Genomic DNA, 25604 nt, shown 5'->3' with positions numbered 1-25604 from the left:
CGGTCTTGTAGCACTTTGGCCCGAAGGCGGCCGCAGGCAGAACAGACGCGTCAGGAATGAATCCGCGCAACCGCTGTTGGCACTACACCTGCATCCGCTGCGACAAAGAGGCTCACGAAGCGTTAGGCAAATCCGGCGAGAGAAAGTTGGGGGTGGCGAGAAGTTTGTGCGCCGCCCTTTCCGTGTCGAGAGCTGCCGAAGCGAGAGCGTCGAGCAACAGGTTCATGTGAATTCAGGCAGGCGGGGCGCGCCGTCTGCATTGAAGCGCGTTGAGGAGCAATGGATGGCCACCAAGGCAAAGACGCTGCAGGCGAAGGACAAGGAAAAGGACGACAAGGCAGCGGATGCGCCGGAGAAGGACTCCCAGGACGCGCCCTCGCCCTTGCTCGACCTGTCCGACGCCGCCGTGAAGAAGATGATCAAGCAGGCCAAGAAGCGCGGCTTCGTGACCTTTGATCAGCTCAACGAAGTCTTGCCGTCCGACCAGACCTCGCCCGAACAGATCGAGGACATCATGTCGATGCTCTCGGACATGGGCATCAACGTCACCGAAGCCGACGACACCGAAGGCGAGGAAGACAAGGACGAGGGCGAGGACGAGACCGACAACGAGCTCGTCGAGGTCACCCAGAAGGCCGTCACCGAGGTCAAGAAGAGCGAGCCGGGCGAGCGCACCGACGATCCGGTGCGCATGTATCTGCGCGAGATGGGCACGGTCGAGCTGCTGTCCCGCGAGGGCGAAATCGCCATTGCAAAGCGCATCGAGGCCGGCCGCGAGGCGATGATCGCGGGTCTGTGCGAAAGCCCGCTGACGTTCCAGGCCATCATCATCTGGCGGGACGAGCTCAACGAAGGCAAGATCTTCCTCCGCGACATCATCGATCTCGAAGCGACCTATGCCGGCCCTGACGCCAAGGGCGGCATGAACACCGCGATGATCGCCGGCCCGAACGGCGAAGCGCCGGCCGAGGGTGGCGAAGCCACCGCGTCCGCCGCTGCCCCCGCGCATGTCGCGCCGCCCGCCGCGCCGCCGTCGCCCACCCCGTTCCGCGCCGCGCCTGCGCCCGGTGGCACTGAAGCCGGCGAAGACAAGGATCCAGCCGAGTCCGCCGCCGAGTCCGACATGGACGACGACGAGTTCGAGAACCAGATGTCGCTCGCGGCAATCGAGGCCGAGCTCAAGCCGAAGGTGGTCGAGATCTTCGACAAGATCGCCGACAGCTATAAGAAGCTGCGCAAGCTTCAGGAGCAGGACATCCAGAACCAGCTCCAGAACGAGTCGCTCTCGCCGCACCAGGAGCGCAAGTACAAGAAGCTGAAGGACGAGATCATCGTCGAGGTGAAGTCGCTCCGCCTCAACCAAGCCCGTATCGACTCGCTGGTCGAGCAGCTCTACGACATCAACAAGCGCCTCGTCTCCTACGAGGGCCGCTTGATGCGTCTTGCCGACAGCCACGGCGTCGCGCGCGAGGACTTTTTGCGCAACTACACCGGCTCGGAGCTCGATCCGCGTTGGCTCAACCGCGTCTCGAAACTCTCGGCCAAGGGCTGGAAGAATTTCGTTCATCACGAGAAGGACCGCATCAAGGACCTTCGTCACGAAGTGCATCAGCTCGCCGCCCTGACCGGCCTCGAGATCGTCGAGTTCCGCAAGATCGTGCACTCCGTACAGAAGGGCGAGCGCGAGGCACGCCAGGCCAAGAAGGAGATGGTGGAAGCCAACCTCCGTCTGGTGATCTCGATCGCCAAAAAGTACACCAACCGCGGCCTGCAATTCCTCGACCTGATCCAGGAAGGCAACATCGGCCTGATGAAGGCGGTCGACAAGTTCGAGTATCGCCGCGGCTACAAGTTCTCGACCTACGCCACGTGGTGGATTCGGCAGGCGATCACCCGCTCGATCGCCGACCAGGCGCGCACCATCCGCATCCCCGTGCACATGATCGAGACGATCAACAAGATCGTGCGCACCTCGCGCCAGATGCTCAATGAGATCGGCCGCGAGCCGACTCCGGAAGAGCTCGCCGAGAAGCTCGGCATGCCGCTCGAAAAGGTCCGCAAGGTCCTCAAGATCGCCAAGGAGCCGCTGTCGCTGGAGACGCCGGTCGGTGACGAAGAGGATTCGCACCTCGGCGATTTCATCGAGGACAAGAACGCGATCCTCCCCATCGACGCCGCGATCCAGTCCAACCTGCGCGAGACCACGACGCGCGTGCTGGCATCTCTGACGCCGCGCGAAGAGCGTGTCCTGCGCATGCGCTTCGGCATCGGCATGAATACCGACCACACGTTGGAAGAAGTCGGCCAGCAGTTCAGCGTGACGCGCGAACGCATTCGCCAGATCGAAGCCAAGGCGCTGCGCAAGCTGAAGCATCCGTCAAGGTCGCGGAAGCTGCGCAGCTTCTTGGATAATTAATTCCGATCGTCAGGCCCCGGCCTGACCCGGGCATCCATCCGGACGAAACGGCAGGCGCAAGCCCGCCGTTTTTGTTCGTGCCTGTCTACCAGTAGCGTTCAGCCAAGAAGCTTCATCTGCTTTCTATCGGCTGCTTGTCTGCAATATGCGGCGCTGGTGAGCGCTGCCGATGTCTGCCTACTTCTTCTTCACCCCGACCCGCTCAATCCGCTTGATCTCGAGCGGCGGCCGACCGCTCTTTTCGGCGATCTCGCGGTCCTGCTCCATGATGAAGCCGCGGGCGGGCTCGTCGCCGTCGAGGCCGCCGAGCAGCTCGGTGGGCACGCGGCGGTTGGAGCGCTGGGTATCGTCCTCATAGACGACGTTGAAGAAGGCGAACTCGCCTTTGGGATTGGTTCCGGGTTTCTTGGCCATGGCGGCTTGTCGTCGATCAGGGCGCCGCAGTCAAATGACTTCGGCGGTTATCGACGTCGGCAATGCATTGAAGGCAAGGATGCCCGGCGCGGCTGCCGGATCAGATGTCGTTGCCTCGGAGTGACAGGCGTCGATGTGAACCCCAGTAGGCGGCGGGCCGCGAAGCCCGCCGTTTATCTTTGGCCGTCAGTTATCTTTGGTCTTCAGTGTCGCCCAGGGCTGGCGGGGGTGACAACCTAAAATAGAAGACTATCGAAGGCGCCGTGCGATGGCAAGGCAAATCGTGGCGGCGTTGATGTCGCAGCGGGCGGATCAGATATGCGTTGGCCGCGGCATGCCGACTTGATGCGCGTCGCAACAATAGTTTGGATCACCAAATCACTTTGTTCATTGTTCGGGCCGTCGCAATGCAGCGCAACTGAATCGAGGTCCACTATCGCGGTGCATGTCCCAAGGGCTGCGCCCTGCGCATCTGAGAATCCATGGAGCTGCGACGTTGTTGCGTCATGCATGATTCGGGCTTGCGGCCACCGGGCCGCTGCGCGCGACTCGTTAAACGCCGCCCGGAACGACGAGAGAGAGTGTCGGACAATCGTCCATCTCGCGTCGCTTGGATACGATGTCGACGCGGATCAAGCTCGCGCGCCTTCACGGCGAGGCTTTGCTGCTTTGACGCCAATTCGGTTCCCGGGCATGATCGCGCGCTACTTTGCGCGCTCATTCCTCAGAGGATTTTCCGGCATGTTGAGACACGCTTTGGCCATCGCCTCCATCGTCTGTCTGGCCGGTGGGTCGGCGCAGGCCGCGCGCTGCGGCGGCGACTTCAACGCTTTCGTCGCCAGCATGGCCGCGGAGGCGCAAGCCGCCGGCGTTTCGGCGAGCGTGACCAATGCGGCGCTCAGTGGTGTGACCCAGGATGGCGCCGTGCTCGCCTTCGATCGGCGCCAGCGCCACACCTTCAATAAGAGCTTCGAACAGTACGTCTCGACCCGCGTCGGCCCCGGCCGCATCAATGGCGGGCGGGCGCTGCTCCAGCGCCATGCCGCGCTGCTCTCGCGGATCGAGCAGAAGTTCGGCGTGCCCCGCTACATCCTGGTCGCGATCTGGGGGCTGGAGAGCGATTTCGGCAAGGGCGATACCGGCAAGCTGCCGGTGATCCGCACGCTGGCAACCCTGGCGCATGACTGCCGCCGTACCGATCTGTTCCAGGGCGAACTGCTCGCCGCGCTCAAGATCGTGCAGCGCGGCGACCTGCCGCTGCGCGATCTCATCGGCGCCTATGCCGGCGAGATCGGCCAGACCCAGTTCCTGCCGTCGTCCTACATCAAATACGGCGTCGATTTCGACGGCGACGGCCATGTCGACCTCCGCCACAGCGTTCCCGACGTGCTCGCCTCGACTGCGAACCTGCTCCACACCAGCGGCTTCAAGATGGGCCAGCCTTACGGCGAAGGCACGCCGAATTTCGAAGCAATGCGCGAGTGGAACAGGGCGGTGGTCTATCGCAAGACGATCGGGTATTTCGCGGATCGGCTGATGGGGCAGTGAGGGGGCCATGGCTAACTAGGCTCGCAAATGACGGGGCGTCGCGCTGCTGTCGCGCCGCGCCCAGGCGCAAGCGCTGGAGCAGATCCATGAAACGGGCGTCGTTGCTGATCAGGATGCGAGGCTCGTTCCTCTCGATGCCTCTGATGATGCGCAGGGCGGCATCCTTCGGCGTGGTCTTCGCCGCGTTCTCCGGTCATGGCGGCGGCGCCGCGAATCGCAGTCATGGATCTCCTCGCCAAGTCCGGAAAGCGGGAACTATGATTTACATTTTTTCAGAATGGAACTGAACCACGACCGATTTGGGCCTTTAACATACGATACGAAGCAAGCATTGGGAGCCGCTCATGGGACAGGCACAGCCTTTTCGTGCAACAGCGCTGATCGTCGAAGACGACCACATGCAGCGGGAGATGCTTTGCGTTCTCCTCGAGGAAAGTGGGTACGACGTGATCCAGTGCGAGAGCGCGGAGGCGGCCGAACGCGTGCTGGAGAAGAATGCGGGCGCACTCTGCCTGATGCTGACTGACGTTCAGCTCGCTGGCCGCATGAACGGGGTCGAACTCGCTCATCTCGCCAAGGACCGTAATCCGAAGCTCGACGTCGTCGTCACCTCCGGGCGGCCTCTGATGCAGGCGCTGCCTGACGGTGCCAAGTTCTGGGCCAAGCCGTGGGCGCCGCTCGATGTGTTGCGCGAGGCCGAGATCGCGCAGCTGTCCTGAGGGCCGTTGCCGACCATCGCTTTTCCGACGTAAGGCGCGGTGATAAGGTCCAATCATGACCTGGTCGTTCCTGCTCACCTCGCTCATCGTGGTCGCCTCGCCCGGCACCGGCGTGCTCTACACGCTGGCGGCGGCGCTCACCCGAGGCTCGCGCGCCAGCATCGCGGCGGCCTTCGGCTGCACGCTGGGGATTGTGCCGCACATGATGGCGGCGATGCTCGGCCTTGCCGCGGTGCTCCACACCAGCGCGCTCGCCTTCGCCGCGCTGAAATGGTGCGGCGTCGCCTATCTGCTCTACATGTCATGGCAGGCGCTGCGCGAGCGAGGTGCGCTCGCGGTCGACGGCAAGATCAAGGAGCGGTCGAGCGGCCGCGTCATCGTCACCGGCTTCCTGATCAACATCCTCAATCCCAAACTGTCGATCTTCTTCCTCGCCTTCCTGCCGCAGTTCATCGCGCTCGACGAGGCCCATGTGCTGGCGCGGATGCTGGAATTGAGCGGCGCCTTCATGGCGATGACCTTTGCGGTGTTCGTCGTCTATGGCCTCTGCGCTGCCTCGGTGCGCGAGCGCGTCATCTCCCGGCCCCGCGTCATGGCCTGGCTGCGCCGCAGCTTCGCCGCCGGCTTTGCCGCACTCGGCGCCAAGCTGGCGTTCGCGGAGCGGTAGTCTTTCTTTCTCCCAATAAAAAAGCGGGCCTTGCGCCCGCCACCTTCAAACTCTCGATCTTGCCCGACGCCCGGGCGGAGCGAGGCTCCACCCGGGCAAAGAAAAAGAAGCTGCGTTACTTCTTCTTCGCCTTCTTGGCCTTCTTCGCCTTCTTCTTCGCCGCCTTCTTCGCTTTCTTAGCCATAGTATCCTCTTAGGGTTTAATGGTGGGAACGCGACACGAGGGATGCTCGGCGGAGGGCCAGCCTCGCAACATCCTCGACGACAAACTCAGCAGATTCGCGCTCCTCTGCCCCGCGTCGTCATATCTGTGTCATCGTGTTATCCACAGCTCAGATGCATTTTCAGGTGATTTTGCTGCGCGAATCCGCATCGCCGCGTCGGCGCACCGTCGCTTGCGACAGGCTTAACGATCCGACAACAGCCAGGCGCCGTTCATGAATCCAAAACCAAAGGCGCGTTTTCAAGAGTCGCAGTGAGACTCCATTAAGCGCAACTCGCGCATTGTCGCCGGAAGAAAACGGGGATGGGTGATGGACGGACGGCTGCCAGGGACGGGGGGCGCGACGCTGCGCGTGCTGCACGCGCCATGCTGAACGTACCGACATTGTGGACGGTCTTCGTCGTCAACTTCCTGGCGCTCGGTGTGATCTGGGCCTACGTGACGCGCTCCTATCCGAAATTCGCAGCCGCGCGATTCTGGACGGCCTCGTCCTTCGTCGGCGCGGCCGGCGCCATGACGGCCCTGATCCGTCTGTTCGTCGCCTCGCCCCTGCCGCTTCTGCTCGGCGCAGCCGGCGTCATTGCCGCGAGCTGCCTCGCCGCCATGGGCATTCAGCGCTTCTATGACCGGCCGGTCTCGTGGCCTCTCATGACCGCAACGGGAGGCTTGAGCCTCACCGGCGTCGTGGTCTTTACGGTCGGCTTCGAGCACATGCAGCTGCGCATGCTCAGCTACACGCTCGGCCAAGCCTTGCCGTTGATGCTGGCGCTGCGCCTCCTGCTGTCGCCGGAGGGGCGTGTCAGCCCCGGCGCGCGGCTGTCCGGCATCGTCATCCTCAGCATCATCGCGATCCTGTCCGCCCGTATGGTGGGCAATCTGCTTGGCCACGATCTCTCGGCGCGGGCCGGCGGCCAGACCCATGCCGTCATGGTGCTGGGGCTGCTGTTCCTGTCGATGACGCTGAATTTCGGTTTCCTGCTGCTGGCAATGGACAGCTTGCGCAACGAGGTTGCCGACCTCGCGCTGCTCGACGATCTCACCGGCGTCGCCAACAGGCGGCATCTGCTGCAGCGCCTGACCGAGGAATGCGCGCGCTCGGAGCGCGGCGGCGCGCCGTTCTCGCTGCTGGTGATCGATCTCGACGGCTTCAAGACCATCAACGATACCCATGGCCATGCCGCGGGCGACGCCTGCCTGAAGCACTTCACGCTGATGGCGCAGACGCGCCTAAGGCCCGGCGACATGCTGGCTCGTACCGGCGGCGACGAGTTCTGCATCGTGCTGCCGTCGTCGTCGCTGCGCGAGGCTGCCGCGATCGCCCGCCGCGTGCTCGAGGTCTGCCGTCAGGACGCCGCGGCCTGCACCGGCCGCGACATTCCGATCGCGATCTCGATTGGGGTTGCGCAGTGGGACCGCGGCATCGGTCAATTCCCGGACCGCCTGATCGCGCGTGCCGACCACGCCCTCTACGCTGCCAAGAAGAACGGCAAGAACGATCTTGCCGTCTACGATCCGGCCCCGCCGCTCTCGCCCGAGCCGATCGGTCGAGGTGAGGCCGCGCACAACTTCGCGTAAGGGCGTGCTACATCAGGGGTCGCATTGGACCCGCATCACGATGTCCCGCCTGCTCGCGGCCGTTCTCGCCGCTCTGTATCTGACCATCCCCGCCGCCGCTGAGGATGCCGAGCTCGAAAAACTCGCGCGCGCCTCCGGCACGCCCGAGATTCCCGGCCTGAAGATCGTGTGGCTGGCACCATGGCGCGACGTCGACAGCGCAAACCGTTGGCGCAACATCATCGTGCACCAGACCGAGGGGCCGGCCGGTTCGGCGCGGGGCGGCGCGCTGGCGCAGGCGAAGAACCCGACCCGGCGCGGGGTCACGGTGTGGGTCGAGACCGACGGCACGGTCTATTGGGCGGCGGCGGAGAATTTGGTGCCGACCCATGGCGACGGCGCCAACCGCAACGACAACAAATACATCGACAACAGGTCGACCTATCGCCAGGTCGTGCGCGACAATTCGATCGGCGTCGAGTTCGCCGGAAATTATCGTAACGTCGCGGCCGGGCCGACCGAGGCGCAGGTCGCGGCCTGGAAGATCCTCGTTAAGGTGCTGCGCATGCGCTACGGCATCCCGGCCGATCGCGTCTACGCGCACAATTGGATCGACTACAAGGATGCCCGCTATTGCGAAGGCTGCTGGCTCGCGACGCTGGCGAGGGTTTGGGGGGAGTAGCAAGTGCGCTCCTCGCCCCGCTTGCGGAAGGTGAATGACCAGCGGCCGGGACGAGCTAAACCGCCGGCGACATCCAGCCGAAAAGCCGCTGGATCAATCCCGGCCGCCGCGGCACCACCGGCGGGCCGTCTGCGGCCAGCACGCGTTTGAAGAAATAATCCAGGAACACCACGTCGTTCGGTTCGGTGACGGTGAATTGCTCCTCGCCGAAGAACACGCTGTAGCTGTAGAAGAACGGGCCCATCAGCGGGATCGTCGCCGTGCCGGCATAATCCTTCGAGATCACGAATTCCGACGGCTCGAGCCCGTGCTCGCGCATCGCCTGCTCGACCAGCGGCAGCTTGCGCAGGAACTGGGCTTCGAAGCCGCCGACGGTGGATTGCAGGATGATCGACACGGTGCGTCCATTGGCTTGATTGTTGTCGCCCGGTCATTTTGGGTCGGTTGACCGGACGCGCGGGTTCAAGGCAAGCTCGGTTTCGACCCACGTTGGGTGAGGTTGATCACTCAATCCAGCATATGCATCAGGCATGGGAATACTGACGTTCGAAGAACGCGCTGTGGAATATCAGTGGGCCAGCGACATTTCTTTCGACGGTGTCCGACTGGAAGTCCTTTCGAGCGGAGGGAATGTGATCTTCGAGGTCAGCGAGCCGGACGAAGGTCCGATCACGGGTCAACACTTTCGGCAAAGACGTCGCCGCAAACCTGTTAATGGCAGCGATAGAGGTTGCACAGCGTCCGCGATAGTCAACCCGCCGCTCAAAAGGGCAGGCCACTAACACCACATCCGGCGATCCCGCAGTACTGCGCTTCACCACCCAAACAAAAAAGCCGGCGTTGCCGCCGGCTTTTCGTCTCTTTCGATCCGCCAATCCTTTAGCGCGCAAGCCCGCTTAATGCGCAGCTTCCAGCGCAGCCTGTTCCTGTCTTGCGATCGTGCCCTTGACCGCGGACTGCACCTTCTCGAAGGCGCGGACCTCGATCTGGCGGACGCGCTCGCGCGACACGCCGAACTCGGCAGCAAGGTCTTCCAGCGTCATCGGCTCATCGGCGAGGCGGCGGGCCTCGAAGATGCGGCGTTCGCGCGGGTTGAGCACGCCCATGGCGCCGTTCAGCGCGTCACGGCGGTGATCATACTCCTCGTGCTCCGCCATCATGGCTTCCTGGTTGGGCGTATTGTCGACCAGCCAGTCCTGCCATTCGCCGGCTTCGCCGTCGTCGCGGATCGGCGCGTTGAGCGAGGCGTCGCCGCCGAGACGGCGGTTCATGTCGATCACGTCCTGATCCGTCACGCCCAGCCGCTTGGCAATCGTAGCGACCTGGTCGGGGCGGAGATCGCCTTCGTCCAGCGCGTTGATCTTGCTCTTCGCCTTGCGCAGGTTGAAGAACAGCTTCTTCTGGTTCGCGGTGGTGCCCATCTTCACGAGCGACCAGGAACGCAGGATGTACTCTTGAATCGACGCCTTGATCCACCACATCGCGTAGGTGGCGAGACGGAACCCCTTCTCGGGTTCGAATCGCTTCACCGCCTGCATCAGGCCGACATTGCCTTCCGAGACGACCTCGGAGATCGGCAGGCCGTAGCCGCGATAGCCCATGGCAATCTTGGCCACGAGGCGGAGATGGCTGGTGACGAGTTGGTGCGCCGCGTCGCGATCGTCATGCTCGCGCCAACGCTTGGCGAGCATGTATTCCTGCTGGGGTTCCAGCATCGGAAACTTGCGGATCTCGGCGAGGTAGCGAGAAAGGCCGGATTCTCCATTGAGGACCGGCAAAGCAGCGGTACGGGCCATAGTGCGCCCTCCAAAAGGTTCAGGCCCCCGATAGCGGCGGGCCAGGCAGACGACCGCTGTGTCAAAGCCGGTCGGGCTGCGATGTTCCGCGTTGGTCAATTTCAACGCAGGCGCAATATATCCTATCGGGGGTCGAAAAGGGAAGGATTGCTGACGTCACGTCCCCGTGTGGCAGCTATAACTTTTTGTAATGTAAAGGCTTTCTGAAAGGGGCTGCGTCATAGCGCCGCTTTGAGGCAGCTTCGAAGGAGAAGCAAATCCTCCGGCAGCGGCGCCTCCCAGTGCAGTAATTCTCCGGTTCTTGGGTGCTCAAATACGAGCAGGTAAGCATGTAAGGCCTGTCGCCCCAGCGCCGTCAGGGCTGCCTGCGACTCAGGCCCGAGCTGGTTCGCCTTGGTCTTGAAATGCGGGCCATAGACCGCGTCGCCCAGCAGGGGGTGGCCGATATGGGCGAGGTGGACACGGATCTGGTGGGTGCGCCCGGTCTCGAGCTCGCAGGCGAGCAGGGCAGCGACGGGTTTGCCATCGCGGCCGGCAAAGCTCTCCAGGATTTCCCAATGTGTCACCGCCTCGCGGCCGCCTTGGCGCACCGCCATCTTCTCGCGCGCATGCGGATGGCGGTCGATCGGCGCGTCCACCGTGCCGCGATGCCGGTTCGGCACGCCCCAGGCGAAGGCCATGTAGCCGCGCCGCATCTCGCCGGTGCGGCCGTGGTCGGCGAATTGCGCGGACAGCGAGGCATGGGCGAGGTCGTTCTTGGCGACCACCATCAGCCCGGTCGTGTCCTTGTCGAGCCGGTGCACGATGCCGGGCCTGCGGACCCCGCCGATGCCGGAGAGGGAGGCGCCGCAATGGGCGATCAGCGCGTTCACCAGCGTGCCGGTCTCGTGCCCGGCCGCGGGGTGTACGACCAGGCCCTTCGGCTTGTTGATGACGACGATGTCGTTGTCCTCGAACACGATGTCGAGGGCAATATCCTCGCCCTTCGGCTCCGCCGGCGCCGCCTCCGGCACGTCGATTGTGATCGTATCGCCGGGACTGACGTGATAAGCGGGGTCGCGGACCGCGGAGGCCTTCAGGTGTACTGCGCCCGCCAGGATCAGGGCTTTCAGCCTCGATCGCGACAGTTCGGTAAGGTGCGCCGCCAGCACGCTGTCGAGCCGGACCGAGCCCTCGTCGCCGGCGACGACAACCTCCAACCTTTGCGCAGAGCCCGAGCTTTCCATGACGACCGAAACCGCTGTTCCCGAACCGACCCCCGAGCAGGCCGCGCTGTTCGCGCGGGTGCGGCGGATGATGCTGATCGCGGGGTTGACCACGGCGCTGGCGATCTGCGCCGTCCTGATCGCGGTGGGCTACCGTCTTTTCAAGTCGGAGGGAAGGGCGGTCGAGGTGGCCGGCGACGTCATCGCCACCCTGCCGAAAGGCGCCAGGATCGTCTCCACCGGCGTCGCGGGCGATCGCCTCGTGGTCACACTGGACATCGGCGGCGCCACCGAGCTCCGCACCTTCGATGCCCACACCTTGAAACCCGCCGGAATGTTGAAATTTGCCAATGAGCCCTAAAACGGCTGCTGGGTCCTTGCGGCGGACAAATTTCGAGGTTATTGGCTAACCCTCACGCTCCCTTCGTCTAGCGGTTAGGACGCGGCCCTCTCAAGGCTGAAACAGGGGTTCGATTCCCCTAGGGAGCGCCATTTGCCTACGAGCTGGGCACTCCAAAATCGGCCGTTTTACTGCTCGAAGCCGCAACGAGCGCTTGAGCAAGCTTTTGGCGTGGCTTGGCACCGCGCTCCCTTACGCCGTCGTGCCGTCGATCGAGCGGCGGATCACCCGCTGCACTTCCGCATTCGACAGAAACAGATCGTGGTTGACGATGCCCCAGCCTTCCTGGGACGCATCGATCACCCGCACACCGAGCCGCGAGATCGCAGCCTTCTCGGCGGCGCCGACCCTCGTCATTCCACCTGCGATTTGTCCCGACAGCGCCAATGCGCGATCGTTCGTCGCAGCAATCACGGTGATCTTGCCGGCGAGCGGGCCGATGCGCTGGATCGCCGACGAGAATACGTCCATGTCGATATCGGGCGCAGCAAACACGACCGAGCCGATCTTGCTCGCAACGGTGTCGCCGTAGTGGGCATAGAGCTGACGCAGGCTCTCGAGCGTCAGCATGGTTCCCATGCTGTGCGCAACGATGTGCACGCGACCGGCGCTTGGGGCCGACACCAGCGCAGAGAGCACGCGTTCGAAATCGTCGCGAGACCACATCGCGCTGTCGCGGTCATAGGCATAGTCGAACAATCCTGCCTTGGACGGCCAGGAGAACACCATGGTCCGGCCGCGGAACTTGATCCCATCGGAGAGATGGGCACCGTCCAGCACCGCCGTCTCGAATGTCTGCTTGAAGCCGTGCACATAGATCAGCACGTCTCCTCCGCCAGCCTGCGCAACGAGATCGGCAACGTCGGCCGACACCGGCTCGACCCGATCCAGGCGCCAATCGCCAAGTCCAACAGAGGCAAGAGAAAGACGGCTTTCGTCCGGCGCCACGAGCTTCGCCCGCGCGACCGTCATGCTGGTCGCACGCTCCGGCCCGAACCAGGGTTTCGTGCGACCCCCGCTCACGGGCTTGCGCGTGGTGGTGACAAGCAATGTGGGGTCGATCGAGAGGGACGAGGCGTCGAAGCGCGCGCCGGTCGCACCCAAGCCGGCGCATCCGCCGAGCGCGAGGGCACTCCCTGCCGACACAAATCCGCCGAGCAGAGCGCGGCGGGAAACGGCATGACGGGAGTCGCGTTGCAGGAGACGTCGGATGATCACAGGAACCTTTGGGAACTTTGCCCACCGTAACGCCGCCCCGGCTAGCTCCCTGAATGACAATGGAGGCGAGAAGACGGCGGAGCCGCTTCGCGATTGGTTGCATGATCATGGCGTCCGCGTCCGCTGCCGCAGGACGTGCGAGCGTCCGGTGAAGTTCTGGAACCGGCTGGCGTCGTTTCAATGATGACCCTCCGACACCCTTGCGGCATAGCAACCTAGCCCCGGTCGTAAAAATTGCCGCGCCGTCGCGCGGTATCGGCGGCGGCTCGGATGGGACCCACCGACGTCGGGCAAAACAGCTAAATTGGCGTCAAGCCTTCCTTGCAAAAATATTCCACTTTACCGAAATTCGGATTTGTCGTATGTGTCGCCCATTCCGGCCCTCCAAAGGGGCGGTCGTACGTCGTCACGAACGCGGGCTGGAGTTGCGGTGGACGCGGGCGGCGTTAAAGGCGGGCTTGTTGCGTGCAGGGCGAGATGAACCTCGTGAGCATGGCACGTCCTGCGAAGACGGACGGCGCCCATATCCGGCGAGGCCTTTTGGCGGAGCCGGATGGCTCGCGTACGGCGAAACCGTGTGGTCCTGGCCGTCGTTGCTACGGTCAAGCTCTTGCGGATGCGGCATTGGCGTCAACCGGCGCGGTGTCCGTGACTTCTGCGAGGGCGAGGGAGGCCAGAACGAATTCGGCTCCCGGGAGAGCGCGGCATAGGCCGTTAAACCATCGCGCAGGGAAGGCCTGGTTTCGGCTGCCCTGTGTCTCCCCTGTGCATTGCGTGTGCATTCGTTCAGCGCAGGGGTCTTATGGGTGCCAGCCGGCGCCCGGCCTTCCCTGCGCCCTTTATTTCGAGAGGGTGTGAAGAGGAGAGCACAGCTCGGGCACAACATGCCGCGGGGCTGCAAGCGCGCGTCCGTGATCTGCTGCCAAACGACCTTCCGTGGAAGCATGATGCGTCGGCCTCGGTGGAGGTGGTCGTTGCCCGCGGAATCTGCCTTGATGCGATATCAGCGCGGAGGAGTTTCGACATGAGCGGCTTGGTGATCTCTGGCGGTCGGGTAGTGGATCCCGCCAGCGGGATGGACGCCATCGGCGACGTTGCGGTGGTGGACGGCAAGATCGCCGCGGTCGGCGCCTCGCTCGGCAGCGCCGAGCGGGTGATCGACGCGACCGGCCTCGTGGTCGCGCCCGGCTTCATCGATCTGCACGCGCATGGCCAGTCGGTCCCGGCCGACCGCATGCAGGCCTTCGACGGCGTGACGACGACGCTCGATCTCGAGGCCGGCGTGCTGCCGGTCGCATCCTGGTATGAACGCCAGGCCAGGAAGGGGCGCGTGCTGAATTACGGCGCCGCCGCCAACTGGGCATTTGCGCGCATCGGCGCGATGACGGGCTCTAATGCGGAGAGTTCGCTGGAGGCTTTCGGCAATGCCATGCGCGACCGCCGCTGGATCGAGAACGTCGCGACCGATGCGGAGGTCGCCGGCATCCTCGATCGCCTTTCGCGCGGTCTCAACGAGGGCGGCATCGGCATCGGCATTTTGAACGCCTATACGCGCCCGGCGCCGGGGTGCAGGAGTTGACCGCGGTCTGCCAGCTCGCGGCCGCCAAGGACGTGCCGACCTTCACCCACGTCGCCTTCATGTCGCGCATCGACCCTGAGAGCGCGGCGGAAGCCTATATCCGCCTGATCGGCTATGCCGGCGCCACCGGCGCGCACATGCACATCTGCCATTTCAATTCATCGAGCAAGACCGACATCGAGCGCTGCCGCGTGCTGGTCGAGAAGGCGCAGGCGCAGGGCCTGCCGATCACGGTCGAGGCCTATCCTTACGGCACGGGCTCGACCGTGCTCGCCGCCGCCTTCTTCAGCGATCCCGAGTTCGTCGAGCGCAACGGCACCGGCTATGATTCGGTGCAGCGGGTGACTGACGGCCATCGCTTTCGCGACCGCGAGGAGCTGCTCAAGGCGCAAGCCGAAGAGCCGTCCTCGCTGGTGCTCTGGCACATTCTCGACACCGAGAACAATGCGCATCACCGCGACCTGCTCGACCTGTCGGTGCTGTATCCCGGCGGCGCGATTGCCTCCGACGCGATGCCGTGGACGCTGCCTGACGGCTCGACCTACACCGGCGATGCCTGGCCCTTGCCGGATGATGCCACCTCGCATCCACGCTCGGCCGGCTGCTTCACGAAATTCATCCGCGAATGGGTGCGTGAGCGCAAGACGGTGTCGCTGCTCGAAGGCGTGCGCAAATGCGCGCTGATCCCCGCGGAGATATTGTCGCAGAGCACGCCGGCGATGCGCGCCAAGGGCCGGCTCGACAGGGGCGCGGATGCCGACATCGTCGTGTTCGACTACGAGAAGCTCTCGGACCGCGCGACATTCACGGCGATGAACCGTCCCTCTGAAGGCGTGCGGCATCTGATCGTCAGCGGCGAGCCGCTGATCAGTGACGGCGTGCTGGACGTGGCGGCGCGGCCCGGCCGCCCCGTGCGCCGGCCCGTCATCGGGAGCTGATTCATGCCGGTCCCCATCCTCCTGGTGACGGGCTTTCTGGGGGCGGGCAAGACCACGGTCGTGAACCATCTGCTGGCGCATGCGGACGGGCGACGCATTGCCGCCGTGGTCAACGATTTCGGCGCGATCAACATCGATGCCGAGTTGATCGCCGGTGCGAGCGACGGCGTGGTTAGCCTCGCCAACGGCTGCATCTGCTGCTCGCTCGAAGGAGATCTCTTGCGCACGCTGTCGACGTTGCTGCGGCGTGATCCTAAGCCCGAATATATCGTCATCGAGACCAGCGGCGTCGCGGATCCCGCCGACATTGCGCGCAATCTGATGGATCCGGTGATCCTGCGCGAGGCGCCGCTAGAGACGGTGCTCAGCGTGATGGATGCGACGGCACCGACGGCCTCCCTGGAGGATGCGCTCCAGCGGTCGCAATTGCGCGTTGCCGATATCGTGGCGTTGACCAAGCTGGATCTGGCGGATGCCAGCGCAGGGCTGCGCATGCGCGAGGCCATCCGGGCACAGCGCGTCCCTGCCGCGGTCGTCGATGCGAACCATGGCGAGATTCCTGCCGCGCTGCTGTTTCCTGCGAATGTCGACCGCGCGCCCGCGCTGCGCGAGCCCGGGCCGAAACGTCCCGCCGAGGAGCGCTTCGAGACGCTGAGCTGGACCTCGGAGCAGCCCATCTCGCTGCCGCGTTTGCAGCAGGCCATCAGCCGCCTTGCGCCAAAGCTGGCGCGCGCCAAAGGTCTGTTCGAGACTATCGAGCAGCCCGGCCGCCTGATGGTGTTTCAATTCGCCTCCGGCCGCGCCACGCTGGTGCCGGGTGAAGCGCCGGCACCAGGCGTGCCGCGAGCACGCATCGTTTTCATCGCCGAGCTCGGGGTGCTCTCGAAGGCGGAGCTGGATGGAATCATGGAGGCGTGCGTTGCAGGCTGAAGCTGCAACTCGTACCAATCAGGCGAATTGCGCGATGCCGTTTCCGACGGACCAGTTCTCCTTGGGCGCATCGAGCACGTTCACGAACACGTCCGCGGGCCGGATGCCCGGGCTTTCGCCGAGCAGGTCCGCGATCCGGCGATACAGCGCCATCTTCTGCTCTGCGGTGCGCGAGGCGAACACCGTGATCTGGATCAGCACGGCGTCATCGCTGCGCTGGACGCCGTAGGCGTTGCCGCAGCGGAAATTCGCGGGCGCGAGCTCGCTGATAGTCATGAATTGGTCGCCCTCGGGCACGTTCAGCGTCTCGCGCATGGCGCCGTAGAGACCGTCGAGGATCGCCTGCCGATAGGCTTCCGGCTTGCCGGCGCGCATCGAGATGTGGAGCAGAGGCATCGGGATTGCCCTTTTGGTTTTCGGCGCGACCGCCTGCTAGCGGGCCGGCGCATAGACGATGCTGGCGATCAATTTGTTTTTGACGTAGTTGTCAAGAAATCACGTTCTTGACACCTTGTCAAATACTATCGCCAAGTCAGGACCGGCAGTTAAAGAGGATCGCCATTGAGACCGCGCGAGTTCGACCACGACGACGTCCTGCGCATCGCGTTCGAGCAGTTCTGGCGCAAGGGTGTGCGCGGCACGTCGCTGTCGGACATCGCGCGTGATGCCGGCGTCCAGCGCGGCAGCCTCTACAATGCGTTCGGCAGCAAGGAGGCGCTGTTCTTGCAAGCCTATGAACGCTATGCAGGCGATTATCTCGTCGTCCTGCAAAGGGCGCTCGGCACGGGCTCATTGCGCAAACGCCTCACCGCGTTCTTCGACTTGACCATCAGCAACTTCCGCTCCGGCTCCCCCCCGCGGGGATGTCCGACAACGCGTGGCTTGATGGAGCTCGGCGCGGCCAAAGGCGAAGGGCTGGATGAAGAGGCGCGGCAGGCTTTTGCAGGCCTCGTCTCGCGCATCACTGCTCTGGTCCAGGACACGTTGTCGGCCAGCGCCGAACGTGGCGAGTTCAGCGGCAACCCCGCCGCCGCAGCCCTGCACATCGTTGCGGTGACGCGCGGTCTCGCCGTGCTCGAACGTGCATTCGGCGACGAGCCGCAATTGCGCAAGATCGCCGCCCACACAATCGACCTCGTGCTGGGTAAGAAGGGTGGCTAGGTGGATATGCGAGAAACGACGATTCCAGCGGTGGTCGCGCCGGGATCGTCTGGAGGTTTTATGGAAGGCGTCGAGCTCCGCCTCTCCATGGCGACGTTGATAGCGCAAGGCCGCTCCGGATGCGACTAGAAGCCGTCAAAATGTCAGCACACGTCAGTGCAGCGTCGGACTGCCCACAAACCAGCTTTTCATAGCCATCGTCCGATCATGCGCGAATGAGCGGACGTGCCGGTCGGGCAGGATGAGACCTGCCATGCGGAAGATCGTTGCAAGCCCGCGCACCGGCGCCAGCGCCCAATCGGCTCCCTCCGGCGGCAGCCAGCACTCGAACTGCTCGCGCGCGACGTCGATGCGCTCCTGCTGGGCCGCGGCAATCGCCCGCAGGACTCCGTGCTCACTATCGGACATGCGCGGGCAGGTGGGGCAGTGCACTTCGATCGCCGTATGCGCCGTGCACGCAAAGATCTCGATGATGGATTCCAGCGAGGGCACGGCATCGCCGACGCGAAAATGGTCGTACACCTGCTTGATCTCGGCGGCCGTCGGGACGGCGCTTCCGCTGCGTGCTTTCGCCCGAAATCCCCAGATGAAGAGCCGCTCCGCCGCGCTCAGCGCGGGAAGGTTGAGAGACCCGGTATATGTCGATTGATGCATTGAGGCTCCGGCCTTCGGCTGTGCTCACGCCACGGCTGGCGTTGATCATCTGCGCCGATGCTTCTGCCAGAGCCCTCTGCAAGTCAACGTTCGCAGGGGCGATATCGAGGTCTTCTAGATTTGAGAAGCTTCAATCTCGGATGCAAGCCAGCTTTGCAGGCCCGCGAAGCCGGGTGGTGCACCTGCACTCGTCCCCACGCAATTTTGCGGAGACTTGGGAAAGCCAATGCTTAAAGCTTTGCTAAGGAGCGCAGGATAAACTGACATATCTGCCCTTCCAATTCCTGCGAGCACCGATGATTTTCTCCCGCATCAGTTTCAAGCTGGTCCTGATTGTCGGCATCAGCCTCCTCGGCATGGTCGCGCTGGTGCCGCTCGCGCTATCCACCCTGCGCGCGCAGATGATCGCCGACCGTCAGGCCAAGACGCAGCACATGGTGGATGTCGGCTACGGCATCCTGGCGCATTACCAGAAGCTCGAGAGCGAAGGAAAACTCTCGCGCGAGCAGGCCCAGGCCGGGGCAATGGCCGAAATCAAGAGCCTGCGCTATGACAAGGTCGAGTATTTCTGGATCAATGACATGGCCCCCAAGATGGTCATGCACCCGATCAAGCCCGAGCTCGACGGCAAGGACCTCTCCGGGATGAAGGATCCCGCGGGCAACGCGCTGTTCATGGGCTTCGTAGACGTCGTCAACAAGCAGGGCGCGGGCTTCTACGGCTATCTCTGGCCGAAGCCCGGGTTCGACCAGCCGGTCGGGAAAATCTCCTATGTGAAGGGCTTTGCGCCCTGGGGCTGGATCATCGGTACCGGCATCTATCTCGATGATGTCGACGCCGTCTTCCGCCAGAATGCGATGACGTTCGGCTATTTATGCCTCGCCGTGCTGGTCCTGGTCCTCGGCGCCTCCTTCCTGATTGGGCGAAGCGTCACCCGGCCGCTGGCCAGGATCACCGGGCTGACCGAGCGGCTCGCCGCCGGCGATAGCGCGTTCGATGTGCCCTACACCGACCGCCGCGACGAGGTTGGCGGGCTCGCCAAGGCGCTCGCCATATTCAAGGACAATGCGTCGGCGGTCAGCCGGATGCATGACGAGCAGCAGGAGTTGAAGCAGAAGGCCGACGACGAGAAGCGCAGGGCGATGGCCGATCTTGCCGGCAAGTTCGAGGCAAGCGTTCAGGCTGTCGTGCGCGATGTCTTCAACGAGGCGCGCGCGATGCAGCAGGCCGCGCAGGGCATGGCGGAGACCGCGAACAAGGCGACCGACCGCGCGAGCTTCGTCGCCACCGCCTGCCAGCAGGCCTCGAGCAACGTGCAGACGGTGGCCTCGGCCGCCGGCGAGCTGTCGTCCTCGATCGCCGAAATCAGCCAGCGCGTCGCGCAGGCCGCCAGCGTGGCCGACAAGGCCGCCGCCGATGGTCAGCGCACCAACGACACCGTGCAGGGACTGGCCGCCGCCGCGCACAAGATCGGCGAGGTCATCGACCTCATCAATCAGATCGCCTCGCAGACCAATCTGCTCGCGCTCAACGCCACCATCGAGGCAGCGCGCGCCGGCGAAGCCGGCAAGGGCTTTGCGGTGGTCGCGAGCGAAGTGAAATCGCTGGCGAGCCAGACCGCCAAGGCGACCGACGAGATCGGGGCGCAGATCACCGCGATCCAGGCCGAGACCAACCAGGTGGTTGGCAACATCGAGAGCATTCGCAAAACCATCATGGAGGTCAACGAGATCTCCTCGTCGATCGCAGCGGCGGTCGAGGAGCAGGGCGCTGCGACCCAGGCGATCGCCCACAGCGTGCAGGAGGCGGCCGCCGGTACCGACCAGGTCTCGCAAAATATCTCCGGCGTCACCGATGCCACGGCGGCGACAGGCCAGGCCGCCGGTCTCGTGCTGCAATCGAGCGGCCGGCTGACGCAGAAGCTGCAATCGCTGGAGAACGAGGTCAGCGTCTTCGTTGCGGGCGTGCGGGCGGCCTGATCGTCGCCGATCCGTCTGCCGTGACGTGGACTATTGGCCTCGTCACGGCGCATGCGACTGGATCGAAATTCCGGCCTGCGGGAGCGGTCATTGCGACCGTCCTTCTCGCTCTTGACCGCTGCGGTTAAAGTGAAGAAGCAGGATCATCGAACCTGCCGACCCGCGCCGGGCCTCGCGGGCAAGGAGACCGTTGCATGTCGTTCAAGAAGCTCCTGATCGCCAACCGCGGCGAGATCGCCATCCGCATCGCGCGCGCCGCGGCCGAGGCCGGCATCATGACCGTTGCGATCCACCCCGCCGACGATGCGCTGTCGCTGCATGTGCGTGTTGCCGACGATGCGATCGAGATCGCCGGCCGTGGTGCGCGGGCCTATCTCGACATCGATGCGGTGGTGACGGCAGCGAAAGCGGCCGGTTGCGATGCCGTGCATCCCGGCTACGGCTTTCTCAGCGAGAACGCGGCATTCGCAAGAGCCTGCGCTGACGCGGGCGTCGCTTTCGTCGGGCCGAAGCCGGCAGCGCTCGAGCTGTTCGGCGACAAGGTTGCGGCACGGCAATTGGCGAAGCGCTGCGGTGTGCCGATCATCGCGGGCACCAGCGGGCCGTCCTCACTGGAGGAGATCACAGCCTTCTTCGCCTCGCTCGGCAGCAGCGCCGCGATTGTGATCAAGGCGATGGCCGGCGGTGGCGGTCGCGGCATGCGCGTCGTGGACAATGCCACCGATCTCGCGGAAGCCTATGCGCGCTGCCAGTCCGAAGCCAAGGCGGCGTTCGGCTTCGACGGTGTCTATGCCGAGCGGCTGATCCGGCAGGCCCGCCATATCGAGGTGCAGATCATCGGCGACCGCTTTGGCGCGATCTCTCACCTCTGGGAGCGCGAATGCACCATCCAGCGCCGGCACCAGAAGCTGATCGAGGTCGCGCCGAGTCCCTCGCTGAGCGATGGCTTGCGCGGCCGCATCATCGAGGCGGCAAAGCACCTCGCCGCGGCGGCCTCTTACGACAACCTCGGCACGTTCGAGTTCCTGGTCGATGGCAGCGCCGACGACAGCTTTGCCTTCATCGAGGCCAATCCGCGGCTCCAGGTCGAGCACACCGTGACGGAAGAGGTGCTCGGCCTCGACCTCGTCCGCGCTCAGCTCGCGGTCACCGCAGGTGCGACGCTCGCCTCGATCGGCTTTGCGCAAGTGGATATTCCGAAGCCGCGCGGCTATGCCATGCAGCTTCGCGTCAACATGGAGACGCTGGACGAAACGGGGGCGACGCACCCGACCGGCGGCGTGCTTGCCGTGTTCGAGCCGCCGTCAGGGCCCGGCGTTCGCGTCGATAGCTTTGGCTATGCCGGCTATAAGACCAGCGCGGCATTCGACTCGCTGCTGGCGAAGGTCATCGTGCATACGCCAGTCGATGCCTGGCACGACGTTGTCGCGAAGGCCTCGCGCGCCTTGCGCGAGTTCCGGATCGACGGCGTCGTCACCAACATCGCCTTCCTTCAGGCCGTGCTTGCGCATCCCGATTTCAGGATCAACCGCATCGCGACCGATTTCATCGACCGCAATATCGGCAAGCTCGTGGACGCATCCGACGGTGCTGCAAAGCCGCTGTACTTTGCCGCGAGCGAGCGAAGCAGCGCTCACGGCACCGAGGCGAACGTCGCGCAAGTCGTGCCCGAAGGGGCGGTGATGGTCGCGGCCCCCTTGCAGGGAACCATCGTCACCGTCCAAGTGAAGGAAGGCGAGATCGTCCGCCCCGGCCAGCAGCTCGCCGTGATCGAATCCATGAAGATGGAGCACCTCGTCATGGCCGAGCAGGGTGGCCGGGTCATGAAGCTCGCTGCCGCCGACGGCCTCACGCTGATGCATGGCGAGCCGATTCTTTTTCTGGAACCGCTCGACGTCGCGGCGGATAGCACGGCGGCGGAAGCCGACATCGATCTCGATCACATCCGTCCCGACCTCGCGGAGCTGATCGCCCGTCAGGCCAATACGCTCGACGAGAACCGCCCCGCCGCGGTCGAACGCCGCCGCAACACCAACCAGCGCACCGCGCGCGAGAACGTTGCCCAGCTCGTCGACGCCGGCTCGTTCATGGAGTATGGCAGCCTCGCGATTGCGGCCCAGCGCCGCCGGCGCAAGCTCGACGATCTCATCAAGAACACGCCGGCCGACGGCCTCGTCATGGGCATTGCCACCGTCAACGCCGAGAAGTTCGGCCCGCAAGGCGGGCGCTGCATCGTCGTGACTTATGACTACACCGTGCTCGCGGGTACGCAGGGCCACATGAACCACAAGAAGATCGACCGCATGCTGACGCTGGCGGAGGATTGGCGCGTGCCGCTGGTGTTCTACGCCGAAGGCGGCGGGGGCCGGCCCGGCGACACCGACCGGCTCGGCATGACCGGCCTGGACGGGCCGTCCTTCGTGCAGTTCGCAAGGTTGTCCGGCCTCGTGCCCGTAGTCGGTGTCGTCTCCGGCTATTGCTTCGCCGGCAATGCTGCGATGCTCGGCTGCTGCGACGTCATCATCGCGACCAAGAGCGCCTCGATCGGCATGGGCGGCCCGGCAATGATCGAGGGCGGCGGGCTCGGCGTCTATCATCCGGCCGAGGTCGGGCCGGTCTCGTTCCAGGCGCCGAACGGAGTCATCGACATCCTCGTCGAAGACGAAGAGGAGGCAACGCGCGTTGCGCAGAAATACCTGTCCTATTTCCAGGGCGCGGTGTCGAATTGGGAGGCCGCCGACCAGCGCCTGCTCCGCCGCGCCATCCCCGAAAACCGTCTTCGCGTCTACGACATCCGCCGCGTGATCGAGCTCGTCGCGGACAAGGGCTCCGTGCTGGAGCTGCGCCGCGACTACGGCGTCGGCATGATCACCGCGCTGATCCGCATCGAGGGCAAGCCGTTCGGCCTGATTGCCAACAATCCGCGCCATCTCGGCGGCGCGATCGATGCCGATGCCGGCGACAAGGCCGCGCGTTTCCTCCAGCTCTGCGACGCTTTCGATCTGCCCATCGTCTCGCTCTGCGACACACCCGGCTTCATGGTCGGCCCGGAAGCGGAGAAGACCGCGATCGTGCGCCACGTCTCGCGCATGTTCGTGACCGGCGCCAGCCTCACCGTGCCTTTATTCGGCGTCGTGCTGCGCAAGGGCTACGGGCTCGGCGCGCAGTCGATGATCGGCGGCGGCTTCCACGCCTCGTTCTTCACCGCGGCTTGGCCGACCGGCGAGTTTGGCGGCATGGGGCTGGAGGGCTATGTCCGTCTCGGCTTCCGCAAGGAGATGGAGGCGATCGCCGATCCCGCAGAGCGCGAGACCTACTACCGCAACAAGGTCGCCGAGCTCTATGCCAACGGCAAGGCAGTTTCGATTGCCTCCGTGTTCGAGATCGACAACGTCATCGACCCCGCCGAGACGCGGCGCTGGATCATGGCGGGCCTGCGCTCAGTGCCGAAGCCGCCCGCGCGGACGGGCAAGAAGCGGCCGTGCATCGATACGTGGTGAGCGCGGTGCAGCAATTTTGACCGCGCCGCGTACGTTCCCGGTTCCCGATTGACATCCCCGCCCGCAGTGCCAGACTTTGCACAATAATACAGGGTGGAGACGTCCGCGATGGCCAGCCTTTCGGCCTCGAACCATGTCGCCCGTGTCTTGTCCGTCGCCAATCACGTGGCCGACGTCGATGCCTCTTCGCGGATTGCCAATTCCTGGCGGCGCTGCCTGGTCAATCACAAGCTCGATCCCGCCCGCCGCGGGCCGCCGCAGACGCTGACCGAAGCCGAGATCCGTCACGTTGCCGAGCCGATGGAGGAGACGATCAGGCTCGCAACGCCCGAGCTCGACGATCTCGCCACGGTGCTGCGCGAGGCCGGCTATTGCGTCAATCTCGCGGACGCGAGCGCGACCATGCTGTTAAGCCGGTTGCCGGGCGAGGCCGACGCCGACATCTTCCTGCGCTGGAAGGTCTACACCGGCTCCAATTTTTCGGAGGCCTTCGAAGGCACCAACGGACTCGGCACCTGCCTTGCGGAGCAGAAACCGATCCTGGTGCATCGGGACGAGCATTTTCGCGAGCAGTGGAGCATCTTCTCCTGCGCGGTGACGCCCTTGTTCGACCAAGCGGGTCGCATTGCTGGCGCCGTCAACATCACGTCGTGTCGTGATGACCTCAGCCGCGCCGCGCATCAGCTTGCGCTCGCGGTGACGATGGCTGCGGCGCGGCGAATGGAGGACGCGATCTTCCGCGGTCATTTCCGCGACGCCTGGGTTGCGACCGTGCCTGGAGACGGCGGCCGCGGCCTGCTCGCCTATGACGATGATCGGCGCATCGTCGGCGCCTGCCGTTCGGCGCGTGCGCTGCTGGGCCTGACCGACGGCATGATCGCGTCCGGCATCGATCTATCACGCTATGTCAGGTTCGTTCGTCACGCAGCGCGCGGCGCGGACGAGATCGTCGAGCTGCGCCGGGCCGACGGCAGTCCGTTAGGCCGGGGCCGTGTCGCGCCGCCGTTGCGTGCGAGGGCGCGTCGGCCGGCCCCGCGCGGCGACGGCTCCGTCGATCGCTTCGTCGCGCTGCACCGGCTCGCCGGTGGCGACCCCGGACTGATCAGAAGCGTGAAACGGCTCAAGCGCGTCAGTGACCACAATCTGCCGGTGCTGCTGCATGGCGAGACCGGCGTCGGCAAGGACGTGTTCGCGCGCGCCATTCATGCGGCCAGCAACCGCGCGCGCAACAATTATGTCGCGCTGAACTGCGCGGCGATGCCGGAGAGCCTGATCGACGCCGAGCTGTTCGGCTACGAGGCCGGCGCCTTCACCGGCGCGCGGCGCGACGGCTCGAAAGGCCTGATCGTGCAGGCCGATGGCGGCACGCTGTTCCTGGACGAGATCGGCGACATGCCGATCGCGCTCCAGACCCGCTTGCTGCGCGTGCTGGAAAACCGCGAGGTCTGGCCGCTCGGCGCGCTCAAGCCTGTCGCCGTCGACATCCGCCTGATCAGCGCCACCCACCGCGATCTCGGCCGCATGGCCGAGGAGGGCGCCTTCCGCGCCGACCTCTATTTCCGCCTGCGCGGCATGGAGGTGCGATTGCCGGCGTTGCGTGAGCGCGCCGACCGCGACGACGTCATTCGGCAGATCGCACGCGAGGAGGCGCCGAACTGCCGAGTCTCGGATGAAGCCTGGTCGCAGCTCGTGGCCTATCCGTTCCCCGGCAACATGCGCCAACTCCGCCACGTGCTGCGGCTTGCCGGCTGCACCGCGGAGGACGGTGTCATCACCGATGCCGATCTCGATTTGCCGCGGTTCGGAAAGGCGGAGCCGGATCTCGAAGCGGCCGAGCGCGCCACGATCGTCGAGGCGCTGCGCAGGCAGGGTGGTCGCGTCACCGAGGCAGCACGCGCGCTGAAGCTCAGCCGCGCGACGCTCTATCGCAAGATCAAGCTGCTGAAGATCGAGACGACGCAGTAGTGTCGAGAAAACGAGCCGCTCCCGCGAGCGGGGCGAGAGAGCACACCGCCACTGCC

General features: G+C 64.8%; 20 protein-coding genes, 1 tRNA gene and 2 pseudogenes. 14 read left to right on the top strand and 9 right to left on the bottom strand.

The genetic code is table 11. The annotated features are described in order from the left end of the window. Positions 1 to 283 precede the first annotated feature (283 nt). Positions 284 to 2416: an RNA polymerase sigma factor RpoD gene (rpoD, locus tag IVA96_RS00770; RefSeq protein WP_247277466.1), complete on the top strand. Its 2133-nt coding sequence runs from the start codon at positions 284 to 286 to the stop codon at positions 2414 to 2416. Between the two features lie 177 nt (positions 2417 to 2593). On the opposite strand, the gene IVA96_RS00765 is transcribed toward rpoD, so the two are convergent. Further along, positions 2594 to 2830, bottom strand: a complete 237-nt coding sequence (locus IVA96_RS00765) for a hypothetical protein (protein ID WP_247277465.1) — start codon at positions 2828 to 2830, stop codon at positions 2594 to 2596. A 741-nt stretch (positions 2831 to 3571) separates the two neighbouring features. Here IVA96_RS00765 and IVA96_RS00760 point away from each other — a divergent pair. Further along, a complete protein-coding gene (locus IVA96_RS00760) occupies positions 3572 to 4378 on the top strand; it encodes a lytic murein transglycosylase (protein WP_247414965.1) in 807 nt (268 codons plus the stop codon). A gap of 64 nt (positions 4379 to 4442) precedes the next feature. Here IVA96_RS00760 and IVA96_RS00755 read toward each other — a convergent pair. Then, positions 4443 to 4568, bottom strand: a pseudogene (locus IVA96_RS00755) (acetoin dehydrogenase); the annotation flags it as partial. 154 nt (positions 4569 to 4722) lie between these two features. Between IVA96_RS00755 and IVA96_RS00750 the strand changes: the two are divergent. The 4 genes from IVA96_RS00750 (at position 4723) to IVA96_RS00735 (ending at position 8223) form a co-directional block, all read left to right on the top strand. Then, positions 4723 to 5097, top strand: a complete 375-nt coding sequence (locus IVA96_RS00750; protein WP_247277463.1) for a response regulator — start codon at positions 4723 to 4725, stop codon at positions 5095 to 5097. A gap of 55 nt (positions 5098 to 5152) precedes the next feature. Beyond that, on the top strand, positions 5153 to 5764 hold the full coding sequence (locus IVA96_RS00745; protein WP_247414962.1) for a LysE family translocator: 612 nt from the start codon (positions 5153 to 5155) through the stop codon (positions 5762 to 5764). Positions 5765 to 6353: 589 nt separating this feature from the next. Beyond that, complete coding sequence (locus IVA96_RS00740; RefSeq protein ID WP_247415106.1) at positions 6354 to 7562, top strand: GGDEF domain-containing protein; 1209 nt, start codon at positions 6354 to 6356, stop codon at positions 7560 to 7562. Positions 7563 to 7596: 34 nt separating this feature from the next. Beyond that, positions 7597 to 8223 (top strand): peptidoglycan recognition family protein, encoded by a 627-nt coding sequence (locus IVA96_RS00735; protein WP_247415104.1) that lies wholly within the window; start codon positions 7597 to 7599, stop codon positions 8221 to 8223. 55 nt (positions 8224 to 8278) lie between these two features. Here the strand turns inward: IVA96_RS00735 and IVA96_RS00730 are convergent, their stop codons facing one another. The 4 genes from IVA96_RS00730 to IVA96_RS00715 all read right to left on the bottom strand — a co-directional run bounded on the left by IVA96_RS00730 (position 8279) and on the right by IVA96_RS00715 (position 11245). Next, on the bottom strand, positions 8279 to 8620 hold the full coding sequence (locus IVA96_RS00730) for a hypothetical protein (RefSeq protein ID WP_247277461.1): 342 nt from the start codon (positions 8618 to 8620) through the stop codon (positions 8279 to 8281). Between the two features lie 127 nt (positions 8621 to 8747). Then, on the bottom strand, positions 8748 to 9098 hold the full coding sequence (locus IVA96_RS00725) for a hypothetical protein (protein ID WP_247277460.1): 351 nt from the start codon (positions 9096 to 9098) through the stop codon (positions 8748 to 8750). A 21-nt stretch (positions 9099 to 9119) separates the two neighbouring features. Then, positions 9120 to 10019, bottom strand: coding sequence for an RNA polymerase sigma factor RpoH (gene rpoH, locus IVA96_RS00720; RefSeq protein WP_157328162.1), 900 nt, complete (start codon positions 10017 to 10019; stop codon positions 9120 to 9122). Positions 10020 to 10237: 218 nt separating this feature from the next. Further along, positions 10238 to 11245 carry an RluA family pseudouridine synthase gene (locus IVA96_RS00715; protein ID WP_247414959.1) on the bottom strand — a complete coding sequence of 336 codons (1008 nt, stop codon included), beginning with the start codon at positions 11243 to 11245 and terminating at the stop codon, positions 10238 to 10240. On the opposite strand from IVA96_RS00715, the gene IVA96_RS00710 reads away from it, so the two are divergent. Together IVA96_RS00710 and IVA96_RS00705 are read left to right on the top strand one after the other, a co-directional pair. Next, positions 11244 to 11585 carry a hypothetical protein gene (locus IVA96_RS00710; protein ID WP_247414957.1) on the top strand — a complete coding sequence of 114 codons (342 nt, stop codon included), beginning with the start codon at positions 11244 to 11246 and terminating at the stop codon, positions 11583 to 11585. The two genes, IVA96_RS00715 and IVA96_RS00710, sit on opposite strands and share 2 nt — an antisense overlap. A gap of 56 nt (positions 11586 to 11641) precedes the next feature. Then, a tRNA-Glu gene (locus IVA96_RS00705) sits at positions 11642 to 11716 on the top strand. A gap of 100 nt (positions 11717 to 11816) precedes the next feature. Here IVA96_RS00705 and IVA96_RS00700 read toward each other — a convergent pair. Continuing rightward, the gene (locus tag IVA96_RS00700; RefSeq protein WP_247414955.1) at positions 11817 to 12842 is read right to left on the bottom strand and encodes an alpha/beta fold hydrolase; all 1026 of its coding nucleotides are present in this window, start codon (positions 12840 to 12842) and stop codon (positions 11817 to 11819) included. A 1024-nt stretch (positions 12843 to 13866) separates the two neighbouring features. On the opposite strand from IVA96_RS00700, the pseudogene IVA96_RS00695 reads away from it, so the two are divergent. Next, positions 13867 to 15359 (top strand): annotated as a pseudogene (locus IVA96_RS00695) (amidohydrolase family protein). 3 nt (positions 15360 to 15362) lie between these two features. Beyond that, entirely contained in the window at positions 15363 to 16289 is a 927-nt protein-coding gene (locus IVA96_RS00690; protein ID WP_247414954.1) for a GTP-binding protein, read from the top strand. Positions 16290 to 16307: 18 nt separating this feature from the next. On the opposite strand, the gene IVA96_RS00685 is transcribed toward IVA96_RS00690, so the two are convergent. Next, a complete protein-coding gene (locus IVA96_RS00685; protein ID WP_247277454.1) occupies positions 16308 to 16685 on the bottom strand; it encodes a tautomerase family protein in 378 nt (125 codons plus the stop codon). Positions 16686 to 16850: 165 nt separating this feature from the next. On the opposite strand from IVA96_RS00685, the gene IVA96_RS00680 reads away from it, so the two are divergent. Further along, entirely contained in the window at positions 16851 to 17450 is a 600-nt protein-coding gene (locus IVA96_RS00680) for a TetR/AcrR family transcriptional regulator (RefSeq protein ID WP_247414952.1), read from the top strand. A 153-nt stretch (positions 17451 to 17603) separates the two neighbouring features. Here IVA96_RS00680 and IVA96_RS00675 read toward each other — a convergent pair whose 3' ends face one another. Beyond that, the gene (locus IVA96_RS00675; RefSeq protein WP_247414949.1) at positions 17604 to 18104 is read right to left on the bottom strand and encodes a hypothetical protein; all 501 of its coding nucleotides are present in this window, start codon (positions 18102 to 18104) and stop codon (positions 17604 to 17606) included. Positions 18105 to 18400: 296 nt separating this feature from the next. On the opposite strand from IVA96_RS00675, the gene IVA96_RS00670 reads away from it, so the two are divergent. From IVA96_RS00670 to IVA96_RS00660, 3 genes are all read left to right on the top strand, one after another. After that, entirely contained in the window at positions 18401 to 20083 is a 1683-nt protein-coding gene (locus IVA96_RS00670; RefSeq protein ID WP_247277451.1) for a cache domain-containing protein, read from the top strand. 194 nt (positions 20084 to 20277) lie between these two features. Further along, positions 20278 to 23583, top strand: a complete 3306-nt coding sequence (locus IVA96_RS00665) for a carboxyl transferase domain-containing protein (protein ID WP_247414947.1) — start codon at positions 20278 to 20280, stop codon at positions 23581 to 23583. 108 nt (positions 23584 to 23691) lie between these two features. Beyond that, a complete protein-coding gene (locus IVA96_RS00660; RefSeq protein WP_247414945.1) occupies positions 23692 to 25548 on the top strand; it encodes a sigma-54-dependent Fis family transcriptional regulator in 1857 nt (618 codons plus the stop codon). Positions 25549 to 25604 lie beyond the last annotated feature (56 nt).

The sequence above is a fragment of the Bradyrhizobium sp. 159 genome (genome assembly GCF_023073795.1).
Classification (GTDB): domain Bacteria; phylum Pseudomonadota; class Alphaproteobacteria; order Rhizobiales; family Xanthobacteraceae; genus Bradyrhizobium.
Note: the sequence above shows the minus strand (reverse complement) of the source record. Positions and strands in the feature narration are given on the sequence as shown.